This window comes from Chitinophaga alhagiae (assembly GCF_003568665.1).
GTDB classification, from domain to species: Bacteria; Bacteroidota; Bacteroidia; order Chitinophagales; family Chitinophagaceae; genus Chitinophaga; species Chitinophaga alhagiae.
Map to the genome: position 1 here is coordinate 1,147,124 of NZ_QXMH01000001.1, position 24,752 is coordinate 1,171,875.

Annotated in this window: 16 protein-coding genes and 2 tRNA genes; 6 read left to right on the top strand and 12 right to left on the bottom strand. The window is 51.9% G+C overall.

What is annotated here, in order from left to right; genetic code table 11:
* Positions 1 to 6: 6 nt before the first annotated feature.
* The 4 genes from D3A97_RS04455 to D3A97_RS04470 all read right to left on the bottom strand — a co-directional run bounded on the left by D3A97_RS04455 (position 7) and on the right by D3A97_RS04470 (position 5,151).
* Entirely contained in the window at positions 7 to 1,242 is a 1,236-nt protein-coding gene (locus tag D3A97_RS04455; protein ID WP_198673859.1) for a mandelate racemase/muconate lactonizing enzyme family protein, read from the bottom strand.
* A gap of 28 nt (positions 1,243 to 1,270) precedes the next feature.
* The gene (locus tag D3A97_RS04460; protein WP_119077078.1) at positions 1,271 to 2,047 is read right to left on the bottom strand and encodes an SDR family NAD(P)-dependent oxidoreductase; all 777 of its coding nucleotides are present in this window, start codon (positions 2,045 to 2,047) and stop codon (positions 1,271 to 1,273) included.
* A gap of 213 nt (positions 2,048 to 2,260) precedes the next feature.
* Positions 2,261 to 3,682 carry a hypothetical protein gene (locus tag D3A97_RS04465; RefSeq protein WP_119077081.1) on the bottom strand — a complete coding sequence of 474 codons (1,422 nt, stop codon included), beginning with the start codon at positions 3,680 to 3,682 and terminating at the stop codon, positions 2,261 to 2,263.
* Between the two features lie 68 nt (positions 3,683 to 3,750).
* Positions 3,751 to 5,151, bottom strand: coding sequence for a sugar porter family MFS transporter (locus tag D3A97_RS04470; protein WP_119077083.1), 1,401 nt, complete (start codon positions 5,149 to 5,151; stop codon positions 3,751 to 3,753).
* A 120-nt stretch (positions 5,152 to 5,271) separates the two neighbouring features.
* Here D3A97_RS04470 and D3A97_RS04475 point away from each other — a divergent pair, with 120 nt between their 5' ends.
* On the top strand, positions 5,272 to 6,144 hold the full coding sequence (locus D3A97_RS04475; RefSeq protein WP_119077086.1) for an AraC family transcriptional regulator: 873 nt from the start codon (positions 5,272 to 5,274) through the stop codon (positions 6,142 to 6,144).
* Positions 6,145 to 6,220: 76 nt separating this feature from the next.
* Here the strand turns inward: D3A97_RS04475 and D3A97_RS04480 are convergent, their stop codons facing one another.
* A complete protein-coding gene (locus D3A97_RS04480; RefSeq protein WP_119077089.1) occupies positions 6,221 to 7,087 on the bottom strand; it encodes an alpha/beta fold hydrolase in 867 nt (288 codons plus the stop codon).
* 225 nt (positions 7,088 to 7,312) lie between these two features.
* Between D3A97_RS04480 and D3A97_RS04485 the strand changes: the two genes are divergently transcribed.
* Together D3A97_RS04485 and D3A97_RS04490 are read left to right on the top strand one after the other, a co-directional pair.
* Complete coding sequence (locus D3A97_RS04485) at positions 7,313 to 8,362, top strand: ligand-binding sensor domain-containing protein (protein ID WP_119077091.1); 1,050 nt, start codon at positions 7,313 to 7,315, stop codon at positions 8,360 to 8,362.
* Between the two features lie 178 nt (positions 8,363 to 8,540).
* Positions 8,541 to 9,596: a ligand-binding sensor domain-containing protein gene (locus D3A97_RS04490; protein ID WP_157986474.1), complete on the top strand. Its 1,056-nt coding sequence runs from the start codon at positions 8,541 to 8,543 to the stop codon at positions 9,594 to 9,596.
* Positions 9,597 to 9,824: 228 nt separating this feature from the next.
* Here D3A97_RS04490 and D3A97_RS04495 read toward each other — a convergent pair.
* Positions 9,825 to 9,899 (bottom strand) — tRNA-Pro (locus D3A97_RS04495).
* 29 nt (positions 9,900 to 9,928) lie between these two features.
* A tRNA-Ser gene (locus D3A97_RS04500) sits at positions 9,929 to 10,017 on the bottom strand.
* Positions 10,018 to 10,147: 130 nt separating this feature from the next.
* Between D3A97_RS04500 and D3A97_RS04505 the strand changes: the two genes are divergently transcribed.
* Positions 10,148 to 10,798: a LysE family translocator gene (locus D3A97_RS04505; RefSeq protein ID WP_119077096.1), complete on the top strand. Its 651-nt coding sequence runs from the start codon at positions 10,148 to 10,150 to the stop codon at positions 10,796 to 10,798.
* Between the two features lie 162 nt (positions 10,799 to 10,960).
* On the opposite strand, the gene D3A97_RS04510 is transcribed toward D3A97_RS04505, so the two are convergent.
* Both D3A97_RS04510 and D3A97_RS04515 read right to left on the bottom strand, forming a co-directional pair.
* The gene (locus D3A97_RS04510; RefSeq protein ID WP_119077098.1) at positions 10,961 to 11,848 is read right to left on the bottom strand and encodes an SDR family oxidoreductase; all 888 of its coding nucleotides are present in this window, start codon (positions 11,846 to 11,848) and stop codon (positions 10,961 to 10,963) included.
* A gap of 325 nt (positions 11,849 to 12,173) precedes the next feature.
* A complete protein-coding gene (locus D3A97_RS04515) occupies positions 12,174 to 14,216 on the bottom strand; it encodes a M13 family metallopeptidase (protein ID WP_119078422.1) in 2,043 nt (680 codons plus the stop codon).
* 165 nt (positions 14,217 to 14,381) lie between these two features.
* On the opposite strand from D3A97_RS04515, the gene D3A97_RS04520 reads away from it, so the two are divergent.
* On the top strand, positions 14,382 to 14,906 hold the full coding sequence (locus D3A97_RS04520) for a hypothetical protein (protein ID WP_157986350.1): 525 nt from the start codon (positions 14,382 to 14,384) through the stop codon (positions 14,904 to 14,906).
* Between the two features lie 8 nt (positions 14,907 to 14,914).
* Positions 14,915 to 16,174 (top strand): replication-associated recombination protein A, encoded by a 1,260-nt coding sequence (locus D3A97_RS04525; protein ID WP_119077102.1) that lies wholly within the window; start codon positions 14,915 to 14,917, stop codon positions 16,172 to 16,174.
* Here the strand turns inward: D3A97_RS04525 and D3A97_RS04530 are convergent.
* The 3 genes from D3A97_RS04530 to D3A97_RS04540 form a co-directional block, all read right to left on the bottom strand.
* Entirely contained in the window at positions 16,168 to 16,572 is a 405-nt protein-coding gene (locus D3A97_RS04530) for a KilA-N domain-containing protein (RefSeq protein WP_119078423.1), read from the bottom strand. The two genes, D3A97_RS04525 and D3A97_RS04530, sit on opposite strands and share 7 nt — an antisense overlap.
* 112 nt (positions 16,573 to 16,684) lie before the next feature.
* Complete coding sequence (gene pbpC, locus D3A97_RS04535) at positions 16,685 to 19,057, bottom strand: penicillin-binding protein 1C (protein ID WP_119077104.1); 2,373 nt, start codon at positions 19,055 to 19,057, stop codon at positions 16,685 to 16,687.
* Between the two features lie 102 nt (positions 19,058 to 19,159).
* Positions 19,160 to 24,724 (bottom strand): alpha-2-macroglobulin family protein, encoded by a 5,565-nt coding sequence (locus D3A97_RS04540; protein ID WP_119077107.1) that lies wholly within the window; start codon positions 24,722 to 24,724, stop codon positions 19,160 to 19,162.
* Positions 24,725 to 24,752 lie beyond the last annotated feature (28 nt).

A 24,752-nucleotide genomic window follows, 5' to 3' on the forward strand; every position in this document is an offset into this window, starting at 1 on the left:
CCGTTTTTATGGTTGCCATACAGATACCCTGTAGGTGGGAGCGGTCTCACTGAAAAGTTCCGGCAGCCAGGCCGCGCCGATCCCCGGCCGCACTGGTGCGTGTATGCCGCCGTTATTAACCGTAATGTCTGCATCGATCAGTTTTTTATATGCCACGCGCAGATGGGCGCGTACGCTTTCCTGGTATACCACGTTATGATTGCTGATGCCCACATGTACGCCGGCAAGCAGGGTCAGCGGGCCGGTGCAGTCATGCATGGTAACGGGTATATTGTAGGGAATGGCCATTTCAGTGATGCGGCGTGTTTCCGAAATACCGCCTACCCAGGTGGGGTCTATCATGATATAGTCTGCCCCGCCGTTTTCCAATACCTGCCGGTAATCATCACGCACGGTCAGCATTTCGCTCACTGCAACAGGCACGCCGGCCGCATCCCGGAACCTTTTCAGCGTGTCCATGTTATCGGTACGGAGCACGTCTTCCATCCAGAGCGGTTTGATGTCACGCATTACTTCAGCAATGCGCATGGCGGCAGGCCATTGGAAGAAGCCGTGACCGTCCAGCATGAGCTCGATATCGTACCCCACTCTTTCCCTTACCTTGAACAGCGGCGCCAGCGCGGCTTTCAACTCTTTCCAGCCAAGGTGGAGGGTGCCGCCGGAACGGTGCGCCAGCGGGTCCAGCGCCCACATTTTCATGGCCGTATACCCTTCCCGCAGCAACTCTTCCGCGTATTCAGCCGGGCGGTGAACGCTGGCCCAGTTATCTTCCAGCGGCCCGTTGAAGCCTGCGCTGCCGTGGCCGGGCCAGAGAAGCTGTTGTGAAAGGCGTTCTCCTCCGCCGGAAACGGGCACACCGTAACTGGTGCCGCCGGCGCTGTTATAGGCCGGTAACACGTTTTGCGTGCGGCCGCCGAGCAATTGCCATACGGGCAGGCCGCAGCTCTGGCCCAGAATATCCCACAGCGCAAGGTCCAGCGCGGAAATAGCGCGTATCTCCGCACCGCGGCCGCCGAAGTTCATGAAACGCTGGTAAAAGAACCGCCAGTGCTTTTCTATGTCAAGCGCATTGGCGCCCAGCAGCTTGTCAGACATCCAGTCGTGCAGTAATGCCGCCACCGCGCCGGGCGCGTAGTATGTTTCTCCGTGGCCGGTGATGCCCGCGTCTGTATGCACACGCAGCATGAGCAGGTGCGAAATGTGTACGGTCTCTATTTTGGTGATCCTGATGGTTGACGTCATGCTTTTTTTATTTGAGTCGATAATAGGTTTATCCCATGTACCATCCACCGTTCACATGCAGTTCGTGACCGGTGATGAAGCGGCTTTGGTCTGATACAAGAAAAAACACCGCATCTGCCACATCCTGCGGAGTGGCACGGAATTTAAGGGCCTGTTTATCGAGAATAAAACGGTCCAGCTCTTCGCGGCTGTCTGTCCAGAATTTACGTTCCATATTGGTGGGGATGGCGCCGGGGCTCACCGCGTTCACACGGATATTGTAAGGCCCCAGCTCTCTTGCAAGCGCACGCGTGAGGCCCAGCAGCGAGCCTTTCGACATAGCGTACGGGACCCGCGCGTTCCAGCCCCCGCTGAGAATAATGCTCATGATATTCACGATCTGGCCGCCGCCCAGCTGCCTCATGCCGGCGCTCAATACCTGTGACAGTACAAACGCGGCGCTGGAGTTAATAGTTTGCGTATCCTGAAATTCATGCAGGGTTATGCCATCCAGTTCTCCAATAGTATCAATGCCCCCGTTGTTGACCAGCACATCAATTCCCCCTTCTTCTTCCTGCAACCGGGCGGCCCGCTGGCGCAGCGCATCCAGGTCTGCCAGGTCTCCGGGCAAGAACGTTATCCGCTCCGTACCCGCCGCCGCATTGATCTGCGCCGCCACTTCCGCGCCGGGAGACGCTGGCAGGTCGTGCATAAATACCCGGTAACCAGCCATGCAAAGCGTAGTGCAGATGGCTGTGCCCAGGCCACCCGCACCACCTGTTACCAGGCACTTCTTTTCCGGCCGGCCGTCGTTTGTTTCTTTCATTGAATATTGAATTAGCAATGCTGATCGTATACCAGCAAAAGTATCCCGGCCGCCGCATTTAATCAGCCACTATAGTTTCATATCACGACACTATATTTGTATATCCTGCATAAAGAGCGTACGAGGTGCTACGGTGCAGGTACAAACGCACATACAGCAAACCTGCAATGGTCTGCCGGCGGCGGGTATAACGAAATAAAAAATGCGCAGGAATTAAAACATGGCGTTGATCAGCCGCAGCGTTTCCTCCACCAGTACAGCCCCACCATCAGGCCCTACCGGCGTGGCCATGGCGCTGTATCCGCCGCCTTCAATGGCGGTTTGCGTGGGCAGGTAATCGCCATAATCGTCACAAAGCTGTACCACAAAAGTCTGCGCTGCTTTGCTTCGCCCTTTGATACGGGCGCCGTAATCAACAAATAATTCAAAAGGATTGGTGGCCATCACCGCATCGCCAATGCGGATGGCATGTACAGGCACCGGATAGAAAGGCTGCACGCGGTGTTGCGCGTATTGTGAGAGTATCATCTCCTTTTTCCGGAGTATGCCGTAGTCTGTGTTCTTGTTATCCCAGGGGCCGTACGCGCGCACGGCTTCGTTGGCGCTGATCCCGGCCAGGAAGCGGTTGAACGCGGTGGCGGGAGAAGCGGGGTCTTCCGGTTCCCTGGCGCGGATCTCCTCCACAATGGCCTTTGCTTCTTCAAACTCCTGTTCCGTTACAGTTCTGGCCGGTATCTGTACTTCAGCCGCCATGTGTTTAAAAACGGGCTGCCGCTGTATGGCCTTTGCCGCGCCGGGGTATGCCGCCAGCAATGCGCGGGCCAGCCTGCTGCCTGCTTCCGTCATGCCCGGCAGGTCCCACATGTTCGGCTCGTCAGGCGTATAGGGGCGCAGAAGGTTGCGGGGAGAAATATCTCCCGCGGCGCCGCATTGCGGCAGCAGGTGCACATCGTTGCCCAGGTGCTGCCGGAGTTGTTTTCTTACTTCGCTCCAGAAATCAGCAGACACAAAATATTTTGATTCCGTTACCTGCGCGGGGCAGGGCACGTTCATGACAACACCGGTAAGCCGGCCCGCATCGTCCCAGCAGAATAGCATATCTACCGCGCTGTCAGAGGGGCCTTCTATACCCGTAAAATCGCTGCGGTCAGTAGCGCCGTACATCTCGGCAGACCCGTCTGCATAACGCACACGGCGGTTATGGCCCACCGCGGCGTATTCCAGCGCGCGGCTGATGCCGGCGGGCTTCTTGTTCTGCCATGCTTTCACGGCTATGTTGCCCAGCTTTTCCAGCAGTTGCCGGCCATAGTCCGTATCAATATCCGGTGAGGGTGCGGAGTGGGTATGGGTGGCGTTGACCACCAGGTACCGGCTGTCAAACCCGGGCAGCCGGTTATGCAGTATTGTTGAAAGTGCCAGCCGCAGGGAGGCGGTACACCAGATGAGGTCCATTGAGATCAATATGGCCTGCTCCTTCCCGTCTCCGGATGCCATAGCGCAAGCCGTAGCCGTCAGCGCGCTTTCCACGTAACGGGATTGCCTGTCATAATACTGGCCGAACAGCACCACAGGGCCGTGGGGGGTAATATCCTCCACCGCCCATCCAATTAACAGTTCATCGCGTTTCATCATCATACTGCTTTGTCATTTGATCTCTCAATTATATCCAAATCAAATGTGAAAAGCAATAGGTATCCGCCGCATCATATACGTTCCAGCAAATTATTTTTTGCAAAGCCGTCTTTCGTGCCGTTCTTCCGCCAGAAACTCCCAATTTCCTCGAGGCTCAACCCTTTGGTTTCCGGTACTTTTTTCCAGGAGAACCATACGCAGGCCGTACAAATGGCGGCAAACAGCAGGTACACGCCGCTGGCGTTGCCAAAGTTCCGCGTGAAATGATCTGTTATTACCGGGAAGAACTGCGCTATCAGGAAAGATGACAGGTAAAGGAAAAAGCAGACCACGGCCAGCGCCTTGCTGCGGATGCGCGTGGGGAATATTTCCGACACAATGATCCAGCTGAGGGGTGCAAAGCCGAGCGTAAATGCGCCCGTTCCAATGAACATGGGTATGAGCGTATACATGGGCGGCCAGCCCTGCTGCAGGTTTACGGCCATTACTAAATGTCCGAGCGCCATCAGTGAAACGCTGGCCAGCAACAGGCCGCGGCGGCTGAACTTTTTGATCAGCGGAAAGGCCAGCAGCGTACAGATGAAAATGATGAAATATACGGGAATGGAACTGAGTATGGCGCTGGAGCCCATGTTCACGCCTGCTTCCGCCATAATAGTGGGTGCGTACAGCAACATCATGTTCACACCGTTGATCTGGGAAAAGATCATGAGAATGGTGCCGATGATAAACGCGGTTTTGATACCGGGCTGGAACAATTCCCTGAAATGGCCCCCTACTTCCTGCCGCAGGCCGGCCTGTATCTCCTGCAATTCCTGCTCCGCACGCCGCCTGCCATTGATCTTTTCCAGTATCTTCAGCGCTTCCCCTTCCCGCTGCTGCGCTACCAGCCAGCGCGGACTTTCGGGGATCACCAGCAGGCCCATGATAAGGAACACCACCGGCACGCCTTCCGAAAACATCATCCATCGCCATCCCCACCCGTCAAACGAAAAAAAGTAACCGGCAATGACGGCCAGGTTGATGCCGATCACATTAGACAGCTGGTTCACATTGACAAGCACACCGCGCATTTGCGGGGGCGCCAGCTCGGCTATGTATATGGGAGAAGACATCATGGCCAGCCCTATGCCAAGGCCGCCTACGAACCGCCAAAGCCCGAAATCCCAGATGCCGGACGCCAGCCCGCTGCCAACAGCGGATATCATAAAAAAGAAAGAGGCCAGCATCATTGTTTTGCGGCGGCCCAGCCTGTCCGCACACCAAAGCCCTACCAGCGGGCCGGATATGGCGCCGAGGATGGCGCTGCTTACCGCAAAGCCTTTCAGGGCGGGCGTGAGGCCCAGCTCCTGCTCCAGGAACGGCAGCGCGCCGGAAATGATCACAAGGTCGTAGCCGAACAAAAACCCGCCAATAGAAGCCACCATGGCTATTTTGTATATATAGAAATTTCCTGATCCATTGCCTGTCATAATAACAAAACTATCGTTCACCCCCGTCGAAAGCAACAACTATATTTTCTGCTTACGACACTATATTTGCACTTATTTCCTTTATTTCTTACTTTCACCAGCAATATAAACGTATAAGTGATGCAACCGGCCCTTGAAAAGATATTTCTGAGTGACTCTTCGTCCCTTGCTGTGAAACGGGAAATTACCGATTATATGGATTATCCCTGGCACTACCACCCGGAATATGAGATCATTTTTGTAGAGAAGAGTTACGGCATCCGCTTCATGGGCAATCACATCGGCAACTTCACAGACGGGGACCTCATGTTCATTGGCTCCGACCTGCCGCATGTATGGCGGAACGACAAGGACTTTTACCAGAAGAACGAGCAGCTGAAAGTAGACGTTTACGTGATACATTTTCGGGAAGACTCGCTGGGCGATGGTTTCTTTGACCTGGTGGAGTTCACGCACATCCGGAAGCTGTTCCAGCGGGGGCAGCAGGGCGTGCTTATACAAGGCGGCGATCATGCGGAAATAGCGGAACTGATCAAAAGCACCTACCGCGCCTCCGGCATTGAGCGCCTGAGCCTCTTCCTGAAAACGCTGGACAAGATAGCCCGCACGAAAGACTACGAGCTGCTGTCCAGCCCCGGCTACGCCAACTCCGTCAACACCATTGATACGGAACGCATCAACAAGGTGATGAACTACCTCATGAAAAATTTCAACCGCGATGTAACAATAGAGGAAGTGGCGGCACTGGTAAACCTGAGCAAAGCCTCATTCTGCCGGTACTTCAAGTCGCGCACCAACAAAACCTGTTTCCAGGTGCTGAACGAGATCAGGGTACTTAACGCCTGCAAGCTGCTGATCAAAAGTGACATGACCATCTCGGAAATATCTTTCGAATCAGGCTACAATAATCTTTCGCATTTCAACCGGCAGTTCAGGCTTATTACAGGGCTTACGGCCAAGGCTTATGCGAAGAAATATTTGAAGGAGATATAGCCGTTCATAGAAATTGTTTTGATCTATATCCTTCAGGTGGATTCTTCTCAAAATATCCGTTGTATGCAACCAGTTTTTATGGTCTGCCCAGAAATTTTTCAATTAGATGTAAAACTTCTTCAAAGTTCGTCTCTAAAGCCATATGCCCGCCTTCCAAAACATGGGTTTGTGCATTGGGTAAATCTCTTTTGTAGCAATATGCTTCCGCCACATCAAAGTAGACATCATGTTTTCCCCAAATAATAAGTGCGGGTGGTTGATGTTCACGAAAATATTTCTGGATATCTGGAAAAAGTTCAAAATTTGTCGGGTAGGTACAATTTAGTTTAAATTGAATATCAAGGTTTCCGGGTCTGCTTAGTCTTTGCCAGTCAATGATCCAACTTTCCGGGCTTATATTTTGGTGAAGCCTTTCAGGTACGCCTGCAAAATATTGTTCCTTTGTTCCTTCTTTACTTAAAAAGGCATATACCTTCTTCTTTTTTTCTTCTGTCGGATTTTTCCAATATTCTTTAGTTTCATCCCATTGTGGTCCATGGCCTTCTAAATAGTTGTTGCCATTCTGTACGATGATTGCCTCTATTTTATCGGGATTTTTAAGAAAGATGCGCGCTCCGATGTAACTCCCGTAATCGTGAAGGTAAATAGTAAATGATTTTAGCTTTACAGCTTGGGTAAATTTGTCTATATAGGCAGCAATATTTTCAAACGAATATTCGAAATCTTTTATTGAAGGGACATCGCTGAATCCAAAGCTCGGATAGTCAGGCGCAATGAGGTGAAACTTGTCAGCAAGTGCGATCATCAGATTCTTAAACATTAAGGAAGAAGTCGGAAATCCGTGTAAAAGTAAAAGAGATGGATTTTTACTGTCACCTGCTTCTCTGTAAAAAATATTTACTCCATCTATTTCTATAGTCTTGTTATATATCTGTCTATCCATATTGCTCTTTTAATTTAAGTAACGTTTGTTTTTATGCAACCCAAAAATAATACCACTATCCTAATGTGTTTTCTAAACTTGGCAAAAGGGGGCTTTTGCAGGCCGGTACACTTAGTTGGCAGACAAGCTAATTACATTATAATATAAATATTTTTTTAACCGTATATTATTGTGCCTATTTTTGAGTTGTGCGTCATATTATAAAAACCCGAAAAGAGCAAAAGAATGAAATTGATTTTCCTAATACTCATATTGACACTGAACTTTTCTTGTTTTGAAAATAAATCAACAAAAAAGGAAACAAACAAGCCAGAATTGGTAGCGACTTCAAAAACCGACACCTTGAAATTTATTTCGGGGATACGTGCTATCTTTCAAGACAGTAAAGGTAATTATTGGTTTGGAAGTCATAATGAAGGTGTAAGTGTGTATAATGGGATATCATTTGAATACTTTACTACCGATGAAGGTTTATCAGACAATCAAATCCGTTCAATTCAGGAAGACAATAATGGCAAAATCTGGATTGGAACTTCAAAAGGAGCAAGTGTGTATGACAAAGGAACTTTAACTAATTATTCGACAAAAACCAACGAACCAAAATATGAATGGCATAAAACCAATGGGGATCTATGGTTTTATGCTGGCGAAGAAGATGGAATAAATCGTTTTGATGGAAAGAATATGAACTATCTGATTTTTCCAAAACCTAAAAATGAAAACCTGGATAATTCTTATGGTGTAACAGACGTATCAATGGGGCAAGACGGTAAAGTTTGGATTGCAACCTATGCAGCACTGTTCAAGTATGATGGTAAAATGGCAACCATTTTTGACCATAAAACTTTAAAACTTAAAGACAATGAGCTTTTGCATATAAGAAGTGTATTAGCAGATTCAAAAGGTCGGATTTGGATAGGAAATAATGGAATTGGCGTGTTGCTAATGGAAGGTAATTCAATCATAAATTTTTCTGAAAAGAATAATTTAATTCATCCAACAAGCACAAGAAGAGGAGATAAATCACAACCAGGTACACTTGAACACGTTTTTGCTATTGAAGAAGATTCAGAAGGCAATATTTGGTTTGGGGATCGAGATACAGGAGCCTGGAAATATGACGGTAAAACGTTGACAAACTACAAAATTGACTCAAAATTGAACACTCAAATGATTTGGAGCATTTATGAAGACCAAAACAAAAACTTGCTTTTTGGCATGTCAGAAGGTGGGGTTTATAAATTCAACGGGAAAACATTTGATAAACAATTTTAAAAACACGAACGCACAACAGCAGTTTTGCGCAATGCCGGGCGCAGTGCTTCGTTAAACAGTTTTCTGGCAGGTCCAAGTGCAGTTCTTAGATGGAACTTTTGTGCTAAAAATCCGCCACTACGCAAAGCCGCAAAACGTTATCGGCTATTCTATAACAGACAGCACTAAACAGACAGAAATGAAATTAACAACACTCTTATTTTTTAGTATTCTATCCATCTTTATTTCGTGCAATGGGCAGGCTTCTAATTCGAAGAACGATTCTGTACTTTTAAAAGAAATTAATGTAATAGGTGATACTGTAAAAGAAATTGGAAGCAGTATTAAGGTGATTTACCAAGACAAGAAAAATACATTTTGGTTTGGTAGTTGGAAAACAGGGCTGTACAAATATGACGGTAAAACTTTAATAAATTACACAACAAAACACGGTTTGTATGACGATAGAGTTGATGATATAAAAGAAGATAGAACGGGCAACATATATTTCACAGGTATGAACCCAAATTCTACAATAACAAAGTTTGACGGAAAATCATTTACCAATATTATAGCAACCCCAAGTAATGAATGGAAACTTGAAGCGAATGATTTGTGGCTGATAAATGCTTATCAATCCAAACAAAAAGTTTACCGCTTCGATGGAAATACCTTTTATGAATTGACACTTCCAAAGCCACCAAATTTGCCCAATCCATTTGATGTTTATAGCATTTATAAAGACAGAAAAGGTAACATTTGGTTTGGCACAAATCCAGTTGGAGTTTGCCGATACGATGGAAAATCATTCGAATGGATTACAGAAGAAGATGTGACAGAATTTCGCAACGGAGGGGCAAATGGAGTGCGTTCAATTACGGAAGACAAAAATGGCGACTTTTGGTTTAATACCGAAAACCGTTATAGTGTTTACGACAGCACAACTTTAAAAAGCAGTAAGTTTTATACAAGACACGAAAGCATAGGCAGTTTAGACGAAAAAAATACAAAAGGTCTAAATGAGTATCTTTCAACGGTAAGAGACAACGAGAATAATTTGTGGTTTGTAACTTATCGTGATGGTGTTTGGAAATATGATGGAACAAAAATTACGCACTATCTGGTTCAAGAAAAATCAAAAGACATTACGCTATTCAGCATTTACAAGGATAACAATGGCGACCTTTGGCTTGGAACACACGAAAATGGTGCATATAAATTTAATGGAAAGACATTTGAAAAGTTTAAACCATAATGACGAAAAAAGAATTGAAGCTTAAAATCGGAAACCATACTGTGGGTGGGAATAAATTATATTTTGTGACTTCCGATAAAGCGATAATGAATATTTGGCATATATAAATTAGACTGTTGGGTGTAACTTGATTCGAGCCCAAACCAATTGTTGATCAATAACATCTGAAAATCTGCAAAATGCCTTTAAACGAAAAAAACCGCTCTGAGAGCGGGTTTTTCATTTTTGTCGGGGTGGCAAGATTCGAACTTGCGACCTCCTGCTCCCAAAGCAGGCGCGATAACCGGGCTACGCTACACCCCGAACCTCAAACACTTTATAGTTAAAGCTAGCGGTGAGGGCGGGATTCGAACCCGCGGTACAGTGTTACCCGTACGACAGTTTAGCAAACTGCTCCTTTCGGCCTCTCAGGCACCTCACCTACTCTTGCAGGGCTGCAAAAATAGGAATTATTTGCAATTTTCCAAAAGCGGCCTGCTTTTTTATAGGGCAGGCAATAAAAAAACAACAGCAAAGCGCCTTTTCATTAAATTCACAAAAACATTCATATCATGCCCGAGTTTTCAGCCATACTGGCCTTTGTTACCGCGGCTGTCATCCTGCTGGTAATTCCCGGCCCCGCTGTACTGTACATCATTACCCGCAGCACCGAACAGGGCACCAAAGCAGGACTTGTTTCCGTATGCGGCATACAGGCCGGTACCGTGGTGCATGCGGTAGCTGCGGCTTTTGGTGTATCCGCCATATTGATGGCCTCCGCCATGGCGTTTGCACTGCTGAAATACGCAGGCGCCGCTTACCTGATCTACCTGGGCTGCAAAAAGATATTCGGCAAAAAGAAAACGGAAGAAAACAAAACAGTGCTCCCGCCGCAAAGCATGAAGGCCATTTTCTGGCAAGGCATGGTTGTGAATGTGCTTAACCCGAAGTGCGCGCTGTTTTTCTTCGCTTTTCTCCCTCAATTTATAAACCCCGCCACTGGCAACGTGACGGGGCAAGTGTTGTTTTTCGGATTGCTGTTTACCCTGCTGGCATTCATGACAGATGGTTCTTACGCGCTGGCCGCGGGCCGCCTTGGTAAATGGCTGAAAGGTAACAGGTATTACCTGCGCCTGGAGGCTTACGTTTCAGGTATGATCTACATTTTACTTGGCTTGCTCACCCTTATGATGCAACCCTCGCACAGCTCCCACAAAAAATGATCATTCTACCGGTTCAACACTGATCTGCGGCAGGCGGCAGATTCTTCCTTGCTCATATTACCCGGCGTGTCAAACCGGATGATGCCCAGGTCTCTATAGTTGCTAAACAGTCCCGTGATCTGTGGCAGTGACTTGCCCCGGGTAGTAAGCGCTGTAAAAGGATCAGGCGCCTGAGGGCAGGTCCCAGAACCGCCGGACAGACCTTGACAGAACGTCTATATAGGCTTCCAGGCGCATATGCCCTTCTACGGGGGCTATGGCATCCTCTTCCATCATTTTGACGAAGAATTTCATTTTATGGTACAGGTTGGCGTCTGCCAGGCGCAACACGGGCAGGGCCGCTTTTACGGGCCATACGGGCACGCTGCGCAGCTTTTGCCGGCCCGCGCCTGCCGCAATTATTTCGTTGATCCTGGCGCGGGTGTATACCACGGGGCCGCCTGCGCTAATGCTCTTGCGGTGGCCGTTAATGGCCTGCACGCAAAGGCGCGCCACATCTTTTTCATGAATGGGATTGGTCCTGCAGGTGCCTTTCCCCAGGGTGACCAGGCGGCCTTTCAGGGCCATGTCATACAGGTCCCGGAAGGCGCTGAAGAGCGCCACAGGTTTTATGATGGTGTATTCCAGCCCGCTGGCGGCCAACGCCTTTTCAACGCTGGCATGTACGCGGCAATACTCCAGGTGGACCTGCCGCTCCGCGTTGTATACGGATACGTAGATAAATTTCCGCACCCCGGCCTCTGCCGCAATTTTGATGGCAGCCAGGTTTATGGCCTCATCTACCTGCGCAAATGAAAAACGCCCCCTGTCAAGCGGGCTGATGCTTTTGCCCAGGGCGGATATAACGGTGTCCATACCACGGAAGTGAGCCGGTTGCAATGCCTGTACTTTGGTAATATGTTTGGCCAGCCCCCGGATGGAGCCGGCACGGGCCATATTACGCACAAGGGCATGTGTTTCATACCCGTGCGCATACAGGGTGGCGGCAATTTCACGGCCAAGGTGGCCGGTGCCGCCCAGCAGGAGTATCGGTTGTTGCGTAGGGGTCATATCTTCTGCAAAAATAACGCTAAAAGGGGCACCGTTGGTAGCCGGCACAGGTTGTACGGAACCTGCACCGGCTCCTTTGGAATTGGGGTCACAACGGCGGACAGGCCGGACGGCTTGGCCGGTTGTGCAAATTCAGTATAATTTCATCCGGGATAATCGCGCATCACAACCGGCGCTGGACCATCTTCTTTGATCCTACCCAAATTTCCGTTATTCAGCTTACTTGTGAAAGCGTAATACTACTGGAAATTGCAATCGTAGAACTACGCAAAAAAGGGCTGAAAGCCGCAGCCTTCAACCCTTACAGATCTTTCTAACCGGTTGTTTACCAGATCACCACGCGTTCCGCGGCCGGTAACACCATTTTGCCGCCGTTCCCGCAGTCCCATGCGTTGGAAAACTCCGTCATATGCGGCAACGGCCCGTTGATACGGTAACGGGCGGGGCTATGCGGGTCTGTCTGTATCTGGTTGCGAAGGCCAGCATCCGTTATATTGGCGTGCCAAACCTGCGCCCAGCCCAGGAAGAAGCGTTGCTTCCAGTTAAACCCGTCTATGGGCGCCGGCTCTGGCTTGCCCTCCAGCGACTTTTCCAGGGCATGATAGGCCAGCGTGAGGCCGCCGAGGTCTGCAATATTTTCACCAATGGTGAGGGCGCCATTGATCTTGAAACCAGGCAGCGGTTCCAGCCCGCTGAAATAGTCGATATACTTTTTGGCAAGGCCTTCAAAGTTTTTACGGTCGTCTTCCGTCCACCAGTTCTGCAGGTTGCCTTCCGCATCAAACTGGGAGCCCTGATCATCAAACCCGTGGGTGAACTCGTGGCCTATCACGGCAATAATGCCACCGTAGTTAATGGCATCGTCCGCATCAGGATTGAAGAAAGGCGGCTGCAAAATGCCGGCGGGGAATACCACCTCGTTGTTAAGCGGGTTGTAATAAGCATTCACTGTTTGCGGCGTCATGTACCATTCGGAGCGGTCTACTTCCTTCCCTATCTTTTTGTTGCGCTCCGCTATGCGGTAAGCCGCGGCGCTGATGATGTTTTCCACCAGCTTGTCTTTCTGTATGTTGATGGAAGAATAATCTTTCCATTTATCAGGGTAGCCGATCTTGTACGTGAATGCCGTCAGTTTCTTATGCGCCATCTGTTTGGTGGCAGGGCTCATCCAGCTCAGTTTGTCAATTCTCTCCCCATACACCGTACGCACATTTTCTATCATGGCAGACACTTTCTGCTTGCTGCTTTCAGGGAAATACTGTTTCACGAACAGTTTGCCCAAAGGCATGCCCAGCGTACCATCTGTAGAGCGGATGGCCCTGTCTTGCCGGGTACGCTGCGCCTTGCGGCCGGTCATAACGGTACCGAAAAAGCGGAAATTCTCATCATCGAACTGCTTTGGCAGGTAACCTGCAAAGGTGGTCAGCAACTGGAATTTGGAGTATGTTTTCAGGGTCTGGATGGGTGTGCTCTTCAGCAGTTTGGCGGCATTGGTGATGTACGGTTTGTCTTGCAGCACCACCGAGTCTGATACAATGCCCTGCGTACGGGTAAAGCCTGTCCAGTCAAACTCCGGGGCCAGTGCGCTCAGTTCGCGGAAGCCTACCTTGTTGTAGGTTTTCACAGGGTCCCGCAGTTCTACGTTGGTGAGCTGCAGCTTGGCCAGGGCCGTTTCAAAGGCCAGGATGGTCTGCCCGGGGTCTTTTTCAGGAAAACCGGCCATGGCGAACATTTTATTGACATGCTCCACAAATTCTTTCCGTACGTTTTTGGTGCTTTCATCTTCGCGGTCATAATAACTGCGTTCGCCAAGGCTCAGGCCGTCTTGCCCGCCATACAGCACATTCATCTTGCTGTTGCGCGCATCCGCCTCCACGGCAAAACCCGCCCAGGTGCTAACACCCAGGTTCTGCAGCTCGCCGGTCACACTGGCGTAAGATGCCAGGTCTTTCACGCTGTTCAGTTTGTCCAGGTACGGCTTCAGGGGGCTGATGCCTCTTTTTTCAATGGTACCGGTGTCCAGGAAAGAGGCGTAGTAGTCAGCTATCTGCTGCTCTTCCGTGCCTTTTGCCAGTCCCTGTTTTTTGGCAATGGCCGCAATAATGCCTTTTATGCGCACTTCCTTGTTTTCCTTGTCAAGAATGTTGAATGCGCCCCAGCGGCTGTCTGTACCGGGTATGGGGTTGGCCTTTTTCCAGTTCTCGTTGGCAAAGCCGTCAAAATCCGCACAGGGCTGAATTTGGCGGTCTATGGAAGAAACATCGAATGCAGGTACTCTGGCAGATTGAGCCATGGCACTGCCTGCGGCCGTTGCCGCCAGCAGAATGCCCGCTACCACTGCGCGGCCTGCGGAACGTTGGTTGTACATATAAATCAGGTTTAGCAGCTTAAATTTATTGAACATTTGGCACTTACAGCTAAAAGTGATGGATAAACGGCCTAAAAAAGGGGCCGCCCCCGTGCGGGACCCGCTGATTTTTAACCTGGTGTAGGGGGATAATTCGTAGGTTTGCAGGGACAAAACAATTCAAGTATGGCTTTTTCATTCGGACTTTTCCGCTTTCTGACCTATGGAAACCTGGTTGTAGTGGGATTTTTTATGCTTTTTGTAGCGATGGCCATGATAGTAGCACCGTCTATGTCTTCCGTACTGATCTCCCTGCTGGTGCTGGGCGCCGTGCTGTACCACAACATTCTCTGCCTCCGGCTGCAAAGATCACTGATAAGGCCTACCATACCGCTGCCGCGTAATTTCCCCACACTGCTGATGGTGATCAGCGTGTTGAGTTTTATCTACGCTATGCTGGTATTCCGCAATGTTATGTTCCTCATGGGCATTTCCGATAACGAGTTTATGAAGATGGTGAACCAGAACTCCCTGGGCGGCCAGCAGCCCCCGCTGGAGCTGGTCAATGCCATCCGGCGGTTTGTGACCGTGCTGGCTTTCATACATGGCCTGGCAATTGCAGCAAACTGTGTGTTGAGCAGCGTATTCCTCAACAGGTGGAAAAAGCTATATGCAGACAACACGGACATCGATTCATTTCCTGAAGAATAACCAGCATCATGCGAGCACCATTAGCAGAAAGACTCAGGCCCGCCACACTGAACGATCTTGTAGGGCAGGAACATCTTACGGGGCAGGGCAGCATCCTGCAGAAGGCCCTGGCACAAGGCAAAGTGCCTTCCATGATACTCTGGGGCCCGCCGGGCGTAGGTAAAACTACCATCGCCAATATTATTGCGCACACCCTGCAGGTGCCTTTCTATACGCTCAGCGCCATTTCTTCCGGTGTAAAAGACATCCGCGAAGTGATAGACCTTGCCAGGTCAAGGCACGCCGTACTGTTCATAGACGAGATTCACCGCTTCAACAAATCCCAGCAGGATGCGCTGCTGGGCGCTGTGGAGAAAGGCATCATTACCCTCATTGGCGCCACCACGGAAAACCCTTCGTTTGAAGTGAACGCGGCCTTGCTCTCCCGCTGCCAGGTATACGTGCTGAAGCCGCTTGACGAGCCGCAGCTTAAACAACTGCTGGAGCAGGCCATGGCAAAAGACGAATGGCTGGCCACCAAAACTATTGAGCTGAACGAAACAGAAGCCCTTTTCAATATTTCCGGCGGCGACGCACGCAAACTGCTCAACCTCTTTGAACTGGTAGTAGATACCTTGCAGGATGAACATCCCGTAGTGATCACCAATCAACAAGTAATGGACATTGCCCAGCAAAGAGTAGCCATTTACGACAAAGCTGGAGAACAGCACTACGACATTATTTCCGCCTTCATCAAATCCATCCGCGGCAGTGACCCCAACGGCGCCGTGTACTGGCTGGCCCGCATGCTGGCCGGCGGTGAAGACGTAAAGTTCATTGCCCGCCGTTTGGTGATACTGGCCTCTGAAGACATTGGCAACGCCAACCCCAACGCCCTGCTGCTGGCTACCAGCTGCTTCCAGGCCGTGAACATGATAGGCCACCCCGAAGGCCGCATCATTCTTTCCCAATGCGCCACCTACCTGGCATCTTCCCCCAAAAGCAACGCTTCCTACATGGCCATTGGCAATGCGCAAAGCGTGGTATCGCAAACCGGCGATCTGCCGGTACCGCTTCACATCCGCAATGCGCCCACCAAGCTGATGAAACAGCAAGGTTATGGCAAAGGTTATGAATACTCCCACAGCTATGACAACAACTTTTCCCCGCAGGAATACCTGCCGAAAGAGATCAGCGGCATGAAATTCTATGACCCGGGGAAAAACGCGCGGGAGGATGAATTGCGGAAGTACCTGAAGGCGTTGTGGAAGGAGAAGTATAGTTATTGAGGAGTTCTTTTGTTTGGGCTTTCAATAGTTTTGGGATCAATTATTGCTTTTTTTAGAGATTCCAGTTGACTGATAGCGGCTTCACGCATTAAATCATACCGTTCTTTCTTTTCGGTCCCTTTCCGGATCAGCGTGGCGTTCAGGCTTTCCAGAAATCTGTTCGTTCCTGCCGCATTTTTAAACTTATCGAATTCGATGAGTTTAAAATCTGGATTATACAGTTGCTCCCATAGGCCCAAATACTCAATAGTGTCTTTTTTCCTCAACCAGTTGCCGATAATAACATTGCTGGATGGCATGTCACGCACCATATCCGTAAGTGAGATATAGTCATCATTATTGTGGTCAACTACGCAGATAACGGTGTTGTTTACTGTTATTTCTCTTCTCCTGGCCATAATTTTCATTTTTTAGACGACCAATGGTTGCCGTAATTGTAGATGAAAATTGTCTGGGAGACGGGTGAAATTAATTGCAATTAATTTTCCTTCATAACTTCACGGCTACTTACTATTTCTCCTTCCCCAAAATCTCAAACGCCTGCACGATCTGCTCCCCTTCCTCATCTACCAGCGTAATGGTATGTTTCCCCGGCTGCGGCCGCAGTGACAGTTGATGAAAATCAGATGTTGTGCCTGCAAACTTGTTGTCCAGGTGCCAGAAGATCTTTGCGCCCTGTTGCCGGTGCGTGGCCTTGAACACCGTTTCGCCGAGGCTGCCGTCCAGCTCTATGGGTACGTAGATGCGCGCATTTGCCCGGGGGTAGATCAGTTCCATGGAGCGGGTTTCCGGGGCGGAAATGCAGCCTGGTTTAAAGGGCGGCAGGGGCTCATAGGTATGCGTGGTCTTGTAAAAATATTCCATGGCGGGCGGCAGCACAAACCATGGCCGGTGCTGCATCAGTTCCGGGCGCTCACAGTCTGCCGTTACGCGGTAGCGGCCGGCGGCGTCCAGGTGTATCAGCTGGTGGTAGGGGCACACGGCAGAACGAAGCCCGGCGGCGGGAACGGCCAGGCTGTCTTTCTCCATGCAATACTGCCCCGCGCGGTAGCCGCTCTGGCGGCATACGGCAATGTTGTGCAGCTTGCCGGCGGGTGTGGCAAATGAGCTAACGGTGTGGAGCAAACGAAAAATATCGAACATCACCGGCGCGGCGGTAGAAACGCCAGTGAGACCGGGGCGGCCTTCGCCGTCCGCATTGCCCACCCATACGCCCACTACATGCTGCGGGGTTACGCCAATAGCCCACCCGTCCCTGAAACCAAAGCTGGTGCCGGTTTTCCAGGCTATGGGGCGGGAGGAAGCAAAGTGCTGCCAGATAAATTCCTCACCGGGGCGCATCACTTCTTCCATGGCCTGGAAGGCATACCAGATGGCGCCCGCGTCCAGCACACCGAATTTTTCACGAGCGTGCCGGGAGGGCAATGTTTCATCCGGGCGGTAACCGGGGGCGTGATAATCGTCCGCATCATACTTTCCGGCGTACTGGTCCTGGTGCAGCAAGGTACGCGCCAGGCTGGCGTATACGCCGGTCAGTTCCCACAGCGTGGTTTCACCGCCGCCCAGGATCATTGACAGGCCGTAGTGGGCCACGGGTTTGTTCATGGTGGTAATGCCCAGGCGTTTCAGCAGCACCAGGAAGCGCTCCGCGCGGTATTGCTGCAGCATGCGCACAGCGGGGATGTTCAGCGAGCGGGCCAGTGCGCGGGAAGCGGGCACGCCGCCGTCATAGTTGCGGTCAAAGTTCTGCGGCGTATACCCGGCAATCTGCGTGGGCACATCCGGCAGCAGGGTGTGTGGCAATACCAGGCCATCATTGAGCATACCGGCGTATAGCAAGGGTTTCAGCGTACTGCCGGGGCTCCGGGGCGCTTGTATGATGTCTACATAACTTTCCAGTTCGGGGTTGTCAGGATTGTACACGTTACCCACGTAGGCCAGTGCATGGCCGGTTTCCACGTCCAGCACCAGCGCGGCGGCGTTGTTGATGCCGTTGGCCTTGAGCTGAAGATGATGGCGGTACAGGATGTCATTCACATTCCGTTGCAGCGCGCCTTCTACCGACGTGCGCAGGCGGGTGCTGCCGCTTTTTCTTTCCTGCCGGAAGCGGTAGAGCAGATGCGGCGCTTCCTGCGGCAGGGCGTGCGGCTTGTCTGGCAGCGGTTCCGCGGAGGAAAGGGCGCAGGTAGCGCTGTCTATGGTACCGTTGCGCCACAGCTTTTCCAGCAGCGCGTTCCTTTTCTCAAACAATACCTGGCGGTTGCGGCCGGGGTGTATCAGGGCAGGACTGTTGGGCAATACGGCCAGGGTGGCCATTTCCGCCCAGGAGAGCTGGTCCGGCTTGCGGCCGTAGTACCGCCACGATGCGGCTTCCAGCCCCACCACGTTGCCGCCGAAAGGGGCGTTGCCGGCGTACAGGCCCAGGATGGCTTTTTTGGAGTGCCTGAACTCCAGCCGTGTGGCCAGCACCATTTCCACCAGCTTCTGCCAGAGCGTGCGCGGCTTGTTGCGGTACAGGCGTATGACCTGCATGGTGATGGTGCTGGCGCCACTTACCACCCTGCCGCCGCCCAGGTTCTGCTTCAGCGCGCGCCCAACGGCCAGCGGGTCTATGCCCCAGTGATAATAAAAACGTTTGTCTTCATACGCTACGATGCATTTCGCAAATTTGTCCGGCACGGTTTTGTCTGCCGGAAAACGCCATTGCCCGTCTGCCGCAATAGCAGCATTCAGCAGCTCGCCCTTTACATCTTCGATCACGTAAGAAGTAGGCGCGGTAAACAACTGGCGGGGCAGCATGAAATAGTACACCACCAGCAGCACGCTCGCTGCAGCCAGCCACCATTTTCGTTTAACCGCCCAATATGTAAACCGCCTCAACATTGAATACACACAAAAAATACACTGTAAACTAAACCGCCGCATGGCGCTGGCATACCTTTAAAGCTACCTTACACCAGTACGCCGTTTGCAGCATGCGCCCATCTACTTCGTTACTTCCACCCACCTGCCGGGCACAAACGCATGAATGTTGTTATCATACATAGCCTCGCAGGATGCCGCAGGGAGGTAGTACCGGCCCAGGTAAGCGGCGTTCAGCAGCACCTGGTAGGTAACTGTTTTGGTCTCTTCGAGATTGAAATAAGTATACACCCGGTCGTCCCTGATATCGCGGTAAGTATAGGGAGATGAGCGCATGGTACTGTCGTTGCCGATGAGGCGGGTATTGATGATCTCCCAGCCGGAGGGGAATACCTGCGTTAAAGCCATATTCTCATAGAACCCGCGCTTGCCGGGGTTCTTCAGCGTTACCGTGGCCACAAAGTCCGTACCCTGCCGCAACTGCTCCGGATTTACCGGCTGCCCGTTGCGGCTGGCGTACTGCACATGCATGTCAAGCACTTCCGGGTTGTTGTCCGCATACGGGTCCTGGCCTGCTTCCGGCTGGCCGCGCAGTATGAGGCGTGCGTACAGCACGTTCTGCCCTTTGTTCTCCAGGCTTACATTGCCGTTGAGGGTATTGAAGCTGACAGGCGTTTGTGTGATGTAAGAACCGCTGTTGATATTGCCGGATGTGCCATTCAGCCGGTAGCTGTAGGTCATTTTACCGGCAGCTTTGTTCTCTCCGCAATATTTGGCAATGGCGATCAGGCTGTAGGCGGTAGATTGGGTGCTGTACCAGTAATCCCGGCCCAACTCGGCGGCGATCTGTTTCACCAGGTTGTTGGCCTCGGTGCGCTGGCCGAGTATAGTGAGCGTTTCCAATATCATAGCTTTGTCCCTGAGGTCTGAGCCGAAGGTGCCGCTGAGTTGCGAATATGGCTGCACGGCGGTGCTCAGGCCTTTGGCCAGCGCGTTGGCCGCTTCTACCTGCCCGGCCATCCGGTAAGCGGCGGCCAGCCGCCATTTGGCGGGTGCGGACAAATGCTGGAACTCTTTCAGCCGGTTCATGGCGCCCAGCTCCGGTGTTTTGGCCATAGCCAGCAGGTAGAGGCGGTACGCCTGCACCAGGTCCCCGCCGTAATAGGTGTAGCTGGAGGGAGACCAGCTTACGGCTTTGTTGCGCTGGTATTTCTTCCACAGGTCAAGGAAACCGGGCGGCAGCGTGTAGCCGCGCGCCTGCGCTTCCAGCATGAAATGACCGGCGTAGTTGGTGCTCCATTCGTTGGCTTCCGATGCGCCGGGCCAGTAGCCCATGCCGCCGTCTGTAAGCTGGTAGCCCTTCAGGCGGTTAATGCCCGCCTTGATGTTGCGGTCTACTTCCGCGGCCTGGCGCTCGCTGAGGTCCATCAGTTGAGACAGGGCCAGCTGCGGGAACACGGAAGACGTAGTTTGTTCCAGGCAGCCGTGCGGGTATTGAATAAGGTACTCCAGCCGTTTGCCCAGGTTCATGGCGGGTATGGTAGATACTTCGAGCACGCCGGTATTGGTGCCGGCCATGCCCACCGCGTTAAAGGCGGTATTCCAAGATGCGCCGGGCTCCAGCGTTTGCTCCATTACATTGGCGAGGTACGGGTTGGGATTGCGCACATCCAGCTCCACGTTCTCTTCCGCCCTTTCCTTGCCGCTGGTAGCTACCACCTTGAATTTACCGATGCCGACCTGCTGGCGGATCTTCACATCAAAGTATACCATTTGCTCACCGGGTTTGGGGAAACTCACCTGTTTGGTGGTTTCTCCCACCACCTCAAAGTAGGGGTTGGAGGTGAGTGTTACATTGGCCTGCCGTACATGCGGTTCCAGTCCGAATACGGTTACCGGCAATTGTATGGTTTCCCCGGGGCCCAGCACCCTTGGTACGGTGGCCAGCAGCATCAGCGGTTTTTTAACTGCGGCGGTTTTGTCCGCAAAGCCGTAGGCACCGTCTTGCCCGGCTACCACCATGGCTTTTACCGAACCTATGTAAGGCGGCAGCTGCACTTTATGGGTAGCTTTGCCCCCCTTCTTCAGATAATAGGGGCCCATGAATTTCACAACGGGCTTGAAACGGTTGGCCTTGGCAGTGCTGGCATCCTTGTTCAGCCCTTCATCACCACCAATGCTCAGTATCCGCTCCAGGTCTCCACCCCATGCGCCCAGCACATAGTCGAAAAGGTCCCAGGTTTTTACGCCCAGGGCTTCGCGGGCGTAGAACGCGCTGTGCGGGTCGGGCGTTCTGAAGCGGGTCAGGTCCAGCAGGCCTTCATCTACCAGCGCAATGGTGTAGGTCATGGCCTTGCCGGACGTTTCCGATACGGAGATGGCCGCTTCTGTTTCCGGCCGCAGGGTAGCGGGCAGGCTTACCTGCGGCTTGAGAATAGTGGAGGGGTCTTCTACCAGTATGGGAATGGTGCCGTACATGCGGATGGGCAGGTCGTTAGCTGTTTGCGCATGCGGCTGCAGCAGGCTCACGTTCACGTATATATTGGGCGCCATGTTCTTGTCTGCCTTGAACTTGTATACCGTTTGGCCTTTCTGCGTGCCTATCCAGTCGGTTTTCAGCACCTTGCTGCCGGACTCTATGCTGATGAGGCCGCGGCCGCCTTCGCTGCTGGGAATGGTGAGGGTTACTTCGTCCCCTACGTTGTATTTGTTTTTGTCTGACGTAAATACCAGCATGGCCGCCTCTTCAGGGTTCTCCTTCTGCAGGCGTTCCGCATAGTCAGGCCAGTCTATGTAAACGCTCTGGCCGGTGATGTGCCCGCTTTCCAGGTCTTTCACGCGGATGAGGTAGCGCCCCCATTCGGGCTGGTCTATACGCAGCGGCCAGGTGCCTTTGCCGCTCTGCAGGGTAACGGTTTTGGTTTGCAGCAGCTGGTTGTAGTTATCATCTGTAAAGTTGCTGTAATCATTCTCGCTTTCGTCCCACCACCACCGCCAGCGCACTTTGTACAACTGTACCTGCACGTTACGGCTGCCGGCAATGGCCTTGCCGGAAGGGTCTACGTTCACGATGCTTACCTGGTGTGTTTTGCCGGTTACCAGCATGCCGGTAAGGCGGTCTCCCTCCGGCGCGGCCACGCCTACGTAGGAGTCAAACACATGGTAGGGCATGGAGAAGTGGTCTATGCTGAAATCTCCGCCGGGCTCAAACACCTTCACTTCAAAATTGGCCTTCAGCACGCCGGGAGCGCGTTCTCCCACCGGTATGCTGGCCGCTACGGGGGCGTTGCCGTCTGCGCTGAGGCTGCCGTCAAAAATAGTTTTGTTCTCCGCGCTGAACCGTTCCGTGGGGTCATCAAAATGATACCCGCTCAGTTTGGGGAAAGCAGTAGTGGAAGCGGTGAGCGAAACGTCTACCTTGGCCTTGAGGCTCTGCGCCGGGGCGCCGAACAACCAGGCCGCCGTGAGCGTGCCCCTGGGGCCTTCCTCTTTCACCAGGTAGTCTTTGTTGCCAAAGTCCAGCTTTACTTTCAGGCGGTTGGGCTTTACGGTCTCTATGCGCACATTTTTCCTGAACTCCGCGCCGCCTACTTTTACTTTGGCCAGCCAGCTGCCTGTGGGCGCCTCCGGTTCTGTAACGGTGTGGAAGTTGTAAAAACCGTTCAGGGACTGGTGCTGGTTGATGCGTTTGTACAACTGCCCTTTGGGGTTGTACAGCTCCAGCATCACCGGGTGGTTGGCCGGCAGTTTTTTGTCTTTGTCTTCCAGCATGAACGTGAGGTAAATGGAATCTCCCGGGCGCCATACGCCGCGCTCGCCGTAAATAAACCCTTTCATGCCTTCCTGCACTTCTTCTCCCTTTACGTCAAAGCGGCTCAGGGGCAGGGAGCTGCCATCGTCCAGCTTGAGGTAGCCGCGTTCACCGTCTCGTTTAGCCACCAGCAGGTAAGGCTTGCGTTTCAGCTCAAACTTCGCAAAACCGTCCCCATCGCTTTTAGTGGAAAATATCACCTGCTGCTGGTAGTCCAGCAGGTCCAGCTCCACGCCGGAAAGGGGCTTGGCATCGCGGATGTCCGTAACGGCCACCAGCATGCTGTTGTCATTACCGCGTTTGGCTATGAGGCCTATGTTGGAAGAAATGATGTTGCGGGAAGCCCATCGTTCTTTGTTATAATAGGAATTGGTACAGGGATTGTCCCGGTCAGACCAGCGGTAGCCGTAGGGATAATAGCTGTCATACCGTTGCCAGAAAGCATCTTCTTCATCTATCTTTTCGCCGTAATATTCGCCGTCATCCTCGCTTCCTTCGTCTTCCCCTTCCTGACCGGCCGTTCCCTTGCAGGCATACACCGCATATTCTTTACGGAAACCGATGGTCACCCTGTAAATGGCGCCCGGTTCCGCTTTTACCAGTTGCTCCAGGTCAAGGCTGAAGCGGGTGCGCTTGTGCAGGTTCACAGACCTGTCCGCATCCAGGCGGATGGTCTTTACGGCTACGGGCCTGCCTACACGCCGTATTTCATTATCGCCGTTGAGGTTATTGCGCTGCAGGTATTGGGGAATGTTGTTCTCGTATATCTTGATCACCATCACGTCTACCGCCTTGAGACCTACGGCGTCAAACGGCATCACCAGTTTGCCGCTTTGCGGCATGATGACGCCTTTGCCGGGAATGCTCACGGAGGGCAGGCGGTTCTCGAAGTTGACGCTGCCGGTGAAAGACTTTTCCAGGCGTTTGTCAAAGGCGTTGAGAATGCCTTCGTTCACCGCTACGGTGTAATTGCCTTCCAGGCGCTGGGCGGCAAACACTTTCACTTCGCTGCCTTCTACGGTATACCGCAGGTCGCTTGCGCCGCTGATGCCTATCAGGCCGTCAAGGCTCTGGCCCTGGTTAACGGGGTCGCTGAACTGCACCAGCACATAATCTTCCGGGTCATACATGGGCCTGATGTCCAGCACTTTAAAATCACCCACGGCCGGCACTTTGATCTCTCTTTCGTCTTTCACATCAGCCGCGCCAATAGGCTGGCCGTTCCAGGCCACTTTCAGGGTAGCCTCGGCGGTTTTCCGGGCAATATTGTTAACGGTAAACCGGTATTGCCTGTTGGCCGCATCGTGCTGCCAGGTGATGCTGGAACCGGCGTACTGCGCGGTAACCAGTTTTTCCACGGCCTGCACTTCTTCCGCGTCTGCCGTGTATACGGCGCCGGTGAGCACCATTTTCTCCCCGCTGTTGCCGGCAGACCTGAGGCCGTACAATTCTACTTCAAAGGAAGGTTTGATCACCTGGAAATCGAACTCAAATGTTTTCAGGTCTGACGGTACGCTCATTACCTTGCCCAGCCTGAATGTAGCTTTATAAGACCGGCCCGGCTCCAGGTTTTTCTCCGGCCTGAACTCTATGGTAGTGGCGTCTACCCAATAGGCCTTGCCTTTGATGGAGGGGCTGAAGGAAAAAACATCTTCCGCCAGGGGCTCGTTCTGTGCGTGGGTCACATTCACTTCTCCGGCCAGTTGTATGCGGATGGCGCTTTGTTTGGAGATCACGCCGGAAGTAAACGCTTCAATGTACTTCGCAAACGCGGGGTTCATTTCTTTTGCTTTGGTGTTGCAGGCAGATATTGCTACGGCCAGGGCGCCGCAAACGAACACGGCGGCCAGGGCAATGCGCCACTTTTGAGGGTACATAATATATGAGGTTTTAAGAATATAGATA

Bases quoted from the DNA above. Each gene is read 5' to 3' on its own strand.
- D3A97_RS04455 (WP_198673859.1), bottom strand. From the start codon at position 1,242: ATGACGTCAACCATCAGGATCACCAAAATAGAGACCGTACACATTTCG.
- D3A97_RS04460 (WP_119077078.1), bottom strand. From the start codon at position 2,047: ATGAAAGAAACAAACGACGGCCGGCCGGAAAAGAAGTGCCTGGTAACA.
- D3A97_RS04465 (WP_119077081.1), bottom strand. From the start codon at position 3,682: ATGATGATGAAACGCGATGAACTGTTAATTGGATGGGCGGTGGAGGAT.
- D3A97_RS04470 (WP_119077083.1), bottom strand. From the start codon at position 5,151: ATGACAGGCAATGGATCAGGAAATTTCTATATATACAAAATAGCCATG.
- D3A97_RS04475 (WP_119077086.1), top strand. From the start codon at position 5,272: ATGCAACCGGCCCTTGAAAAGATATTTCTGAGTGACTCTTCGTCCCTT.
- D3A97_RS04480 (WP_119077089.1), bottom strand. From the start codon at position 7,087: ATGGATAGACAGATATATAACAAGACTATAGAAATAGATGGAGTAAAT.
- D3A97_RS04485 (WP_119077091.1), top strand. From the start codon at position 7,313: ATGAAATTGATTTTCCTAATACTCATATTGACACTGAACTTTTCTTGT.
- D3A97_RS04490 (WP_157986474.1), top strand. From the start codon at position 8,541: ATGAAATTAACAACACTCTTATTTTTTAGTATTCTATCCATCTTTATT.
- D3A97_RS04505 (WP_119077096.1), top strand. From the start codon at position 10,148: ATGCCCGAGTTTTCAGCCATACTGGCCTTTGTTACCGCGGCTGTCATC.
- D3A97_RS04510 (WP_119077098.1), bottom strand. From the start codon at position 11,848: ATGACCCCTACGCAACAACCGATACTCCTGCTGGGCGGCACCGGCCAC.
- D3A97_RS04515 (WP_119078422.1), bottom strand. From the start codon at position 14,216: ATGTACAACCAACGTTCCGCAGGCCGCGCAGTGGTAGCGGGCATTCTG.
- D3A97_RS04520 (WP_157986350.1), top strand. From the start codon at position 14,382: ATGGCTTTTTCATTCGGACTTTTCCGCTTTCTGACCTATGGAAACCTG.
- D3A97_RS04525 (WP_119077102.1), top strand. From the start codon at position 14,915: ATGCGAGCACCATTAGCAGAAAGACTCAGGCCCGCCACACTGAACGAT.
- D3A97_RS04530 (WP_119078423.1), bottom strand. From the start codon at position 16,572: ATGGCCAGGAGAAGAGAAATAACAGTAAACAACACCGTTATCTGCGTA.
- pbpC (WP_119077104.1), bottom strand. From the start codon at position 19,057: ATGTTGAGGCGGTTTACATATTGGGCGGTTAAACGAAAATGGTGGCTG.
- D3A97_RS04540 (WP_119077107.1), bottom strand. From the start codon at position 24,724: ATGTACCCTCAAAAGTGGCGCATTGCCCTGGCCGCCGTGTTCGTTTGC.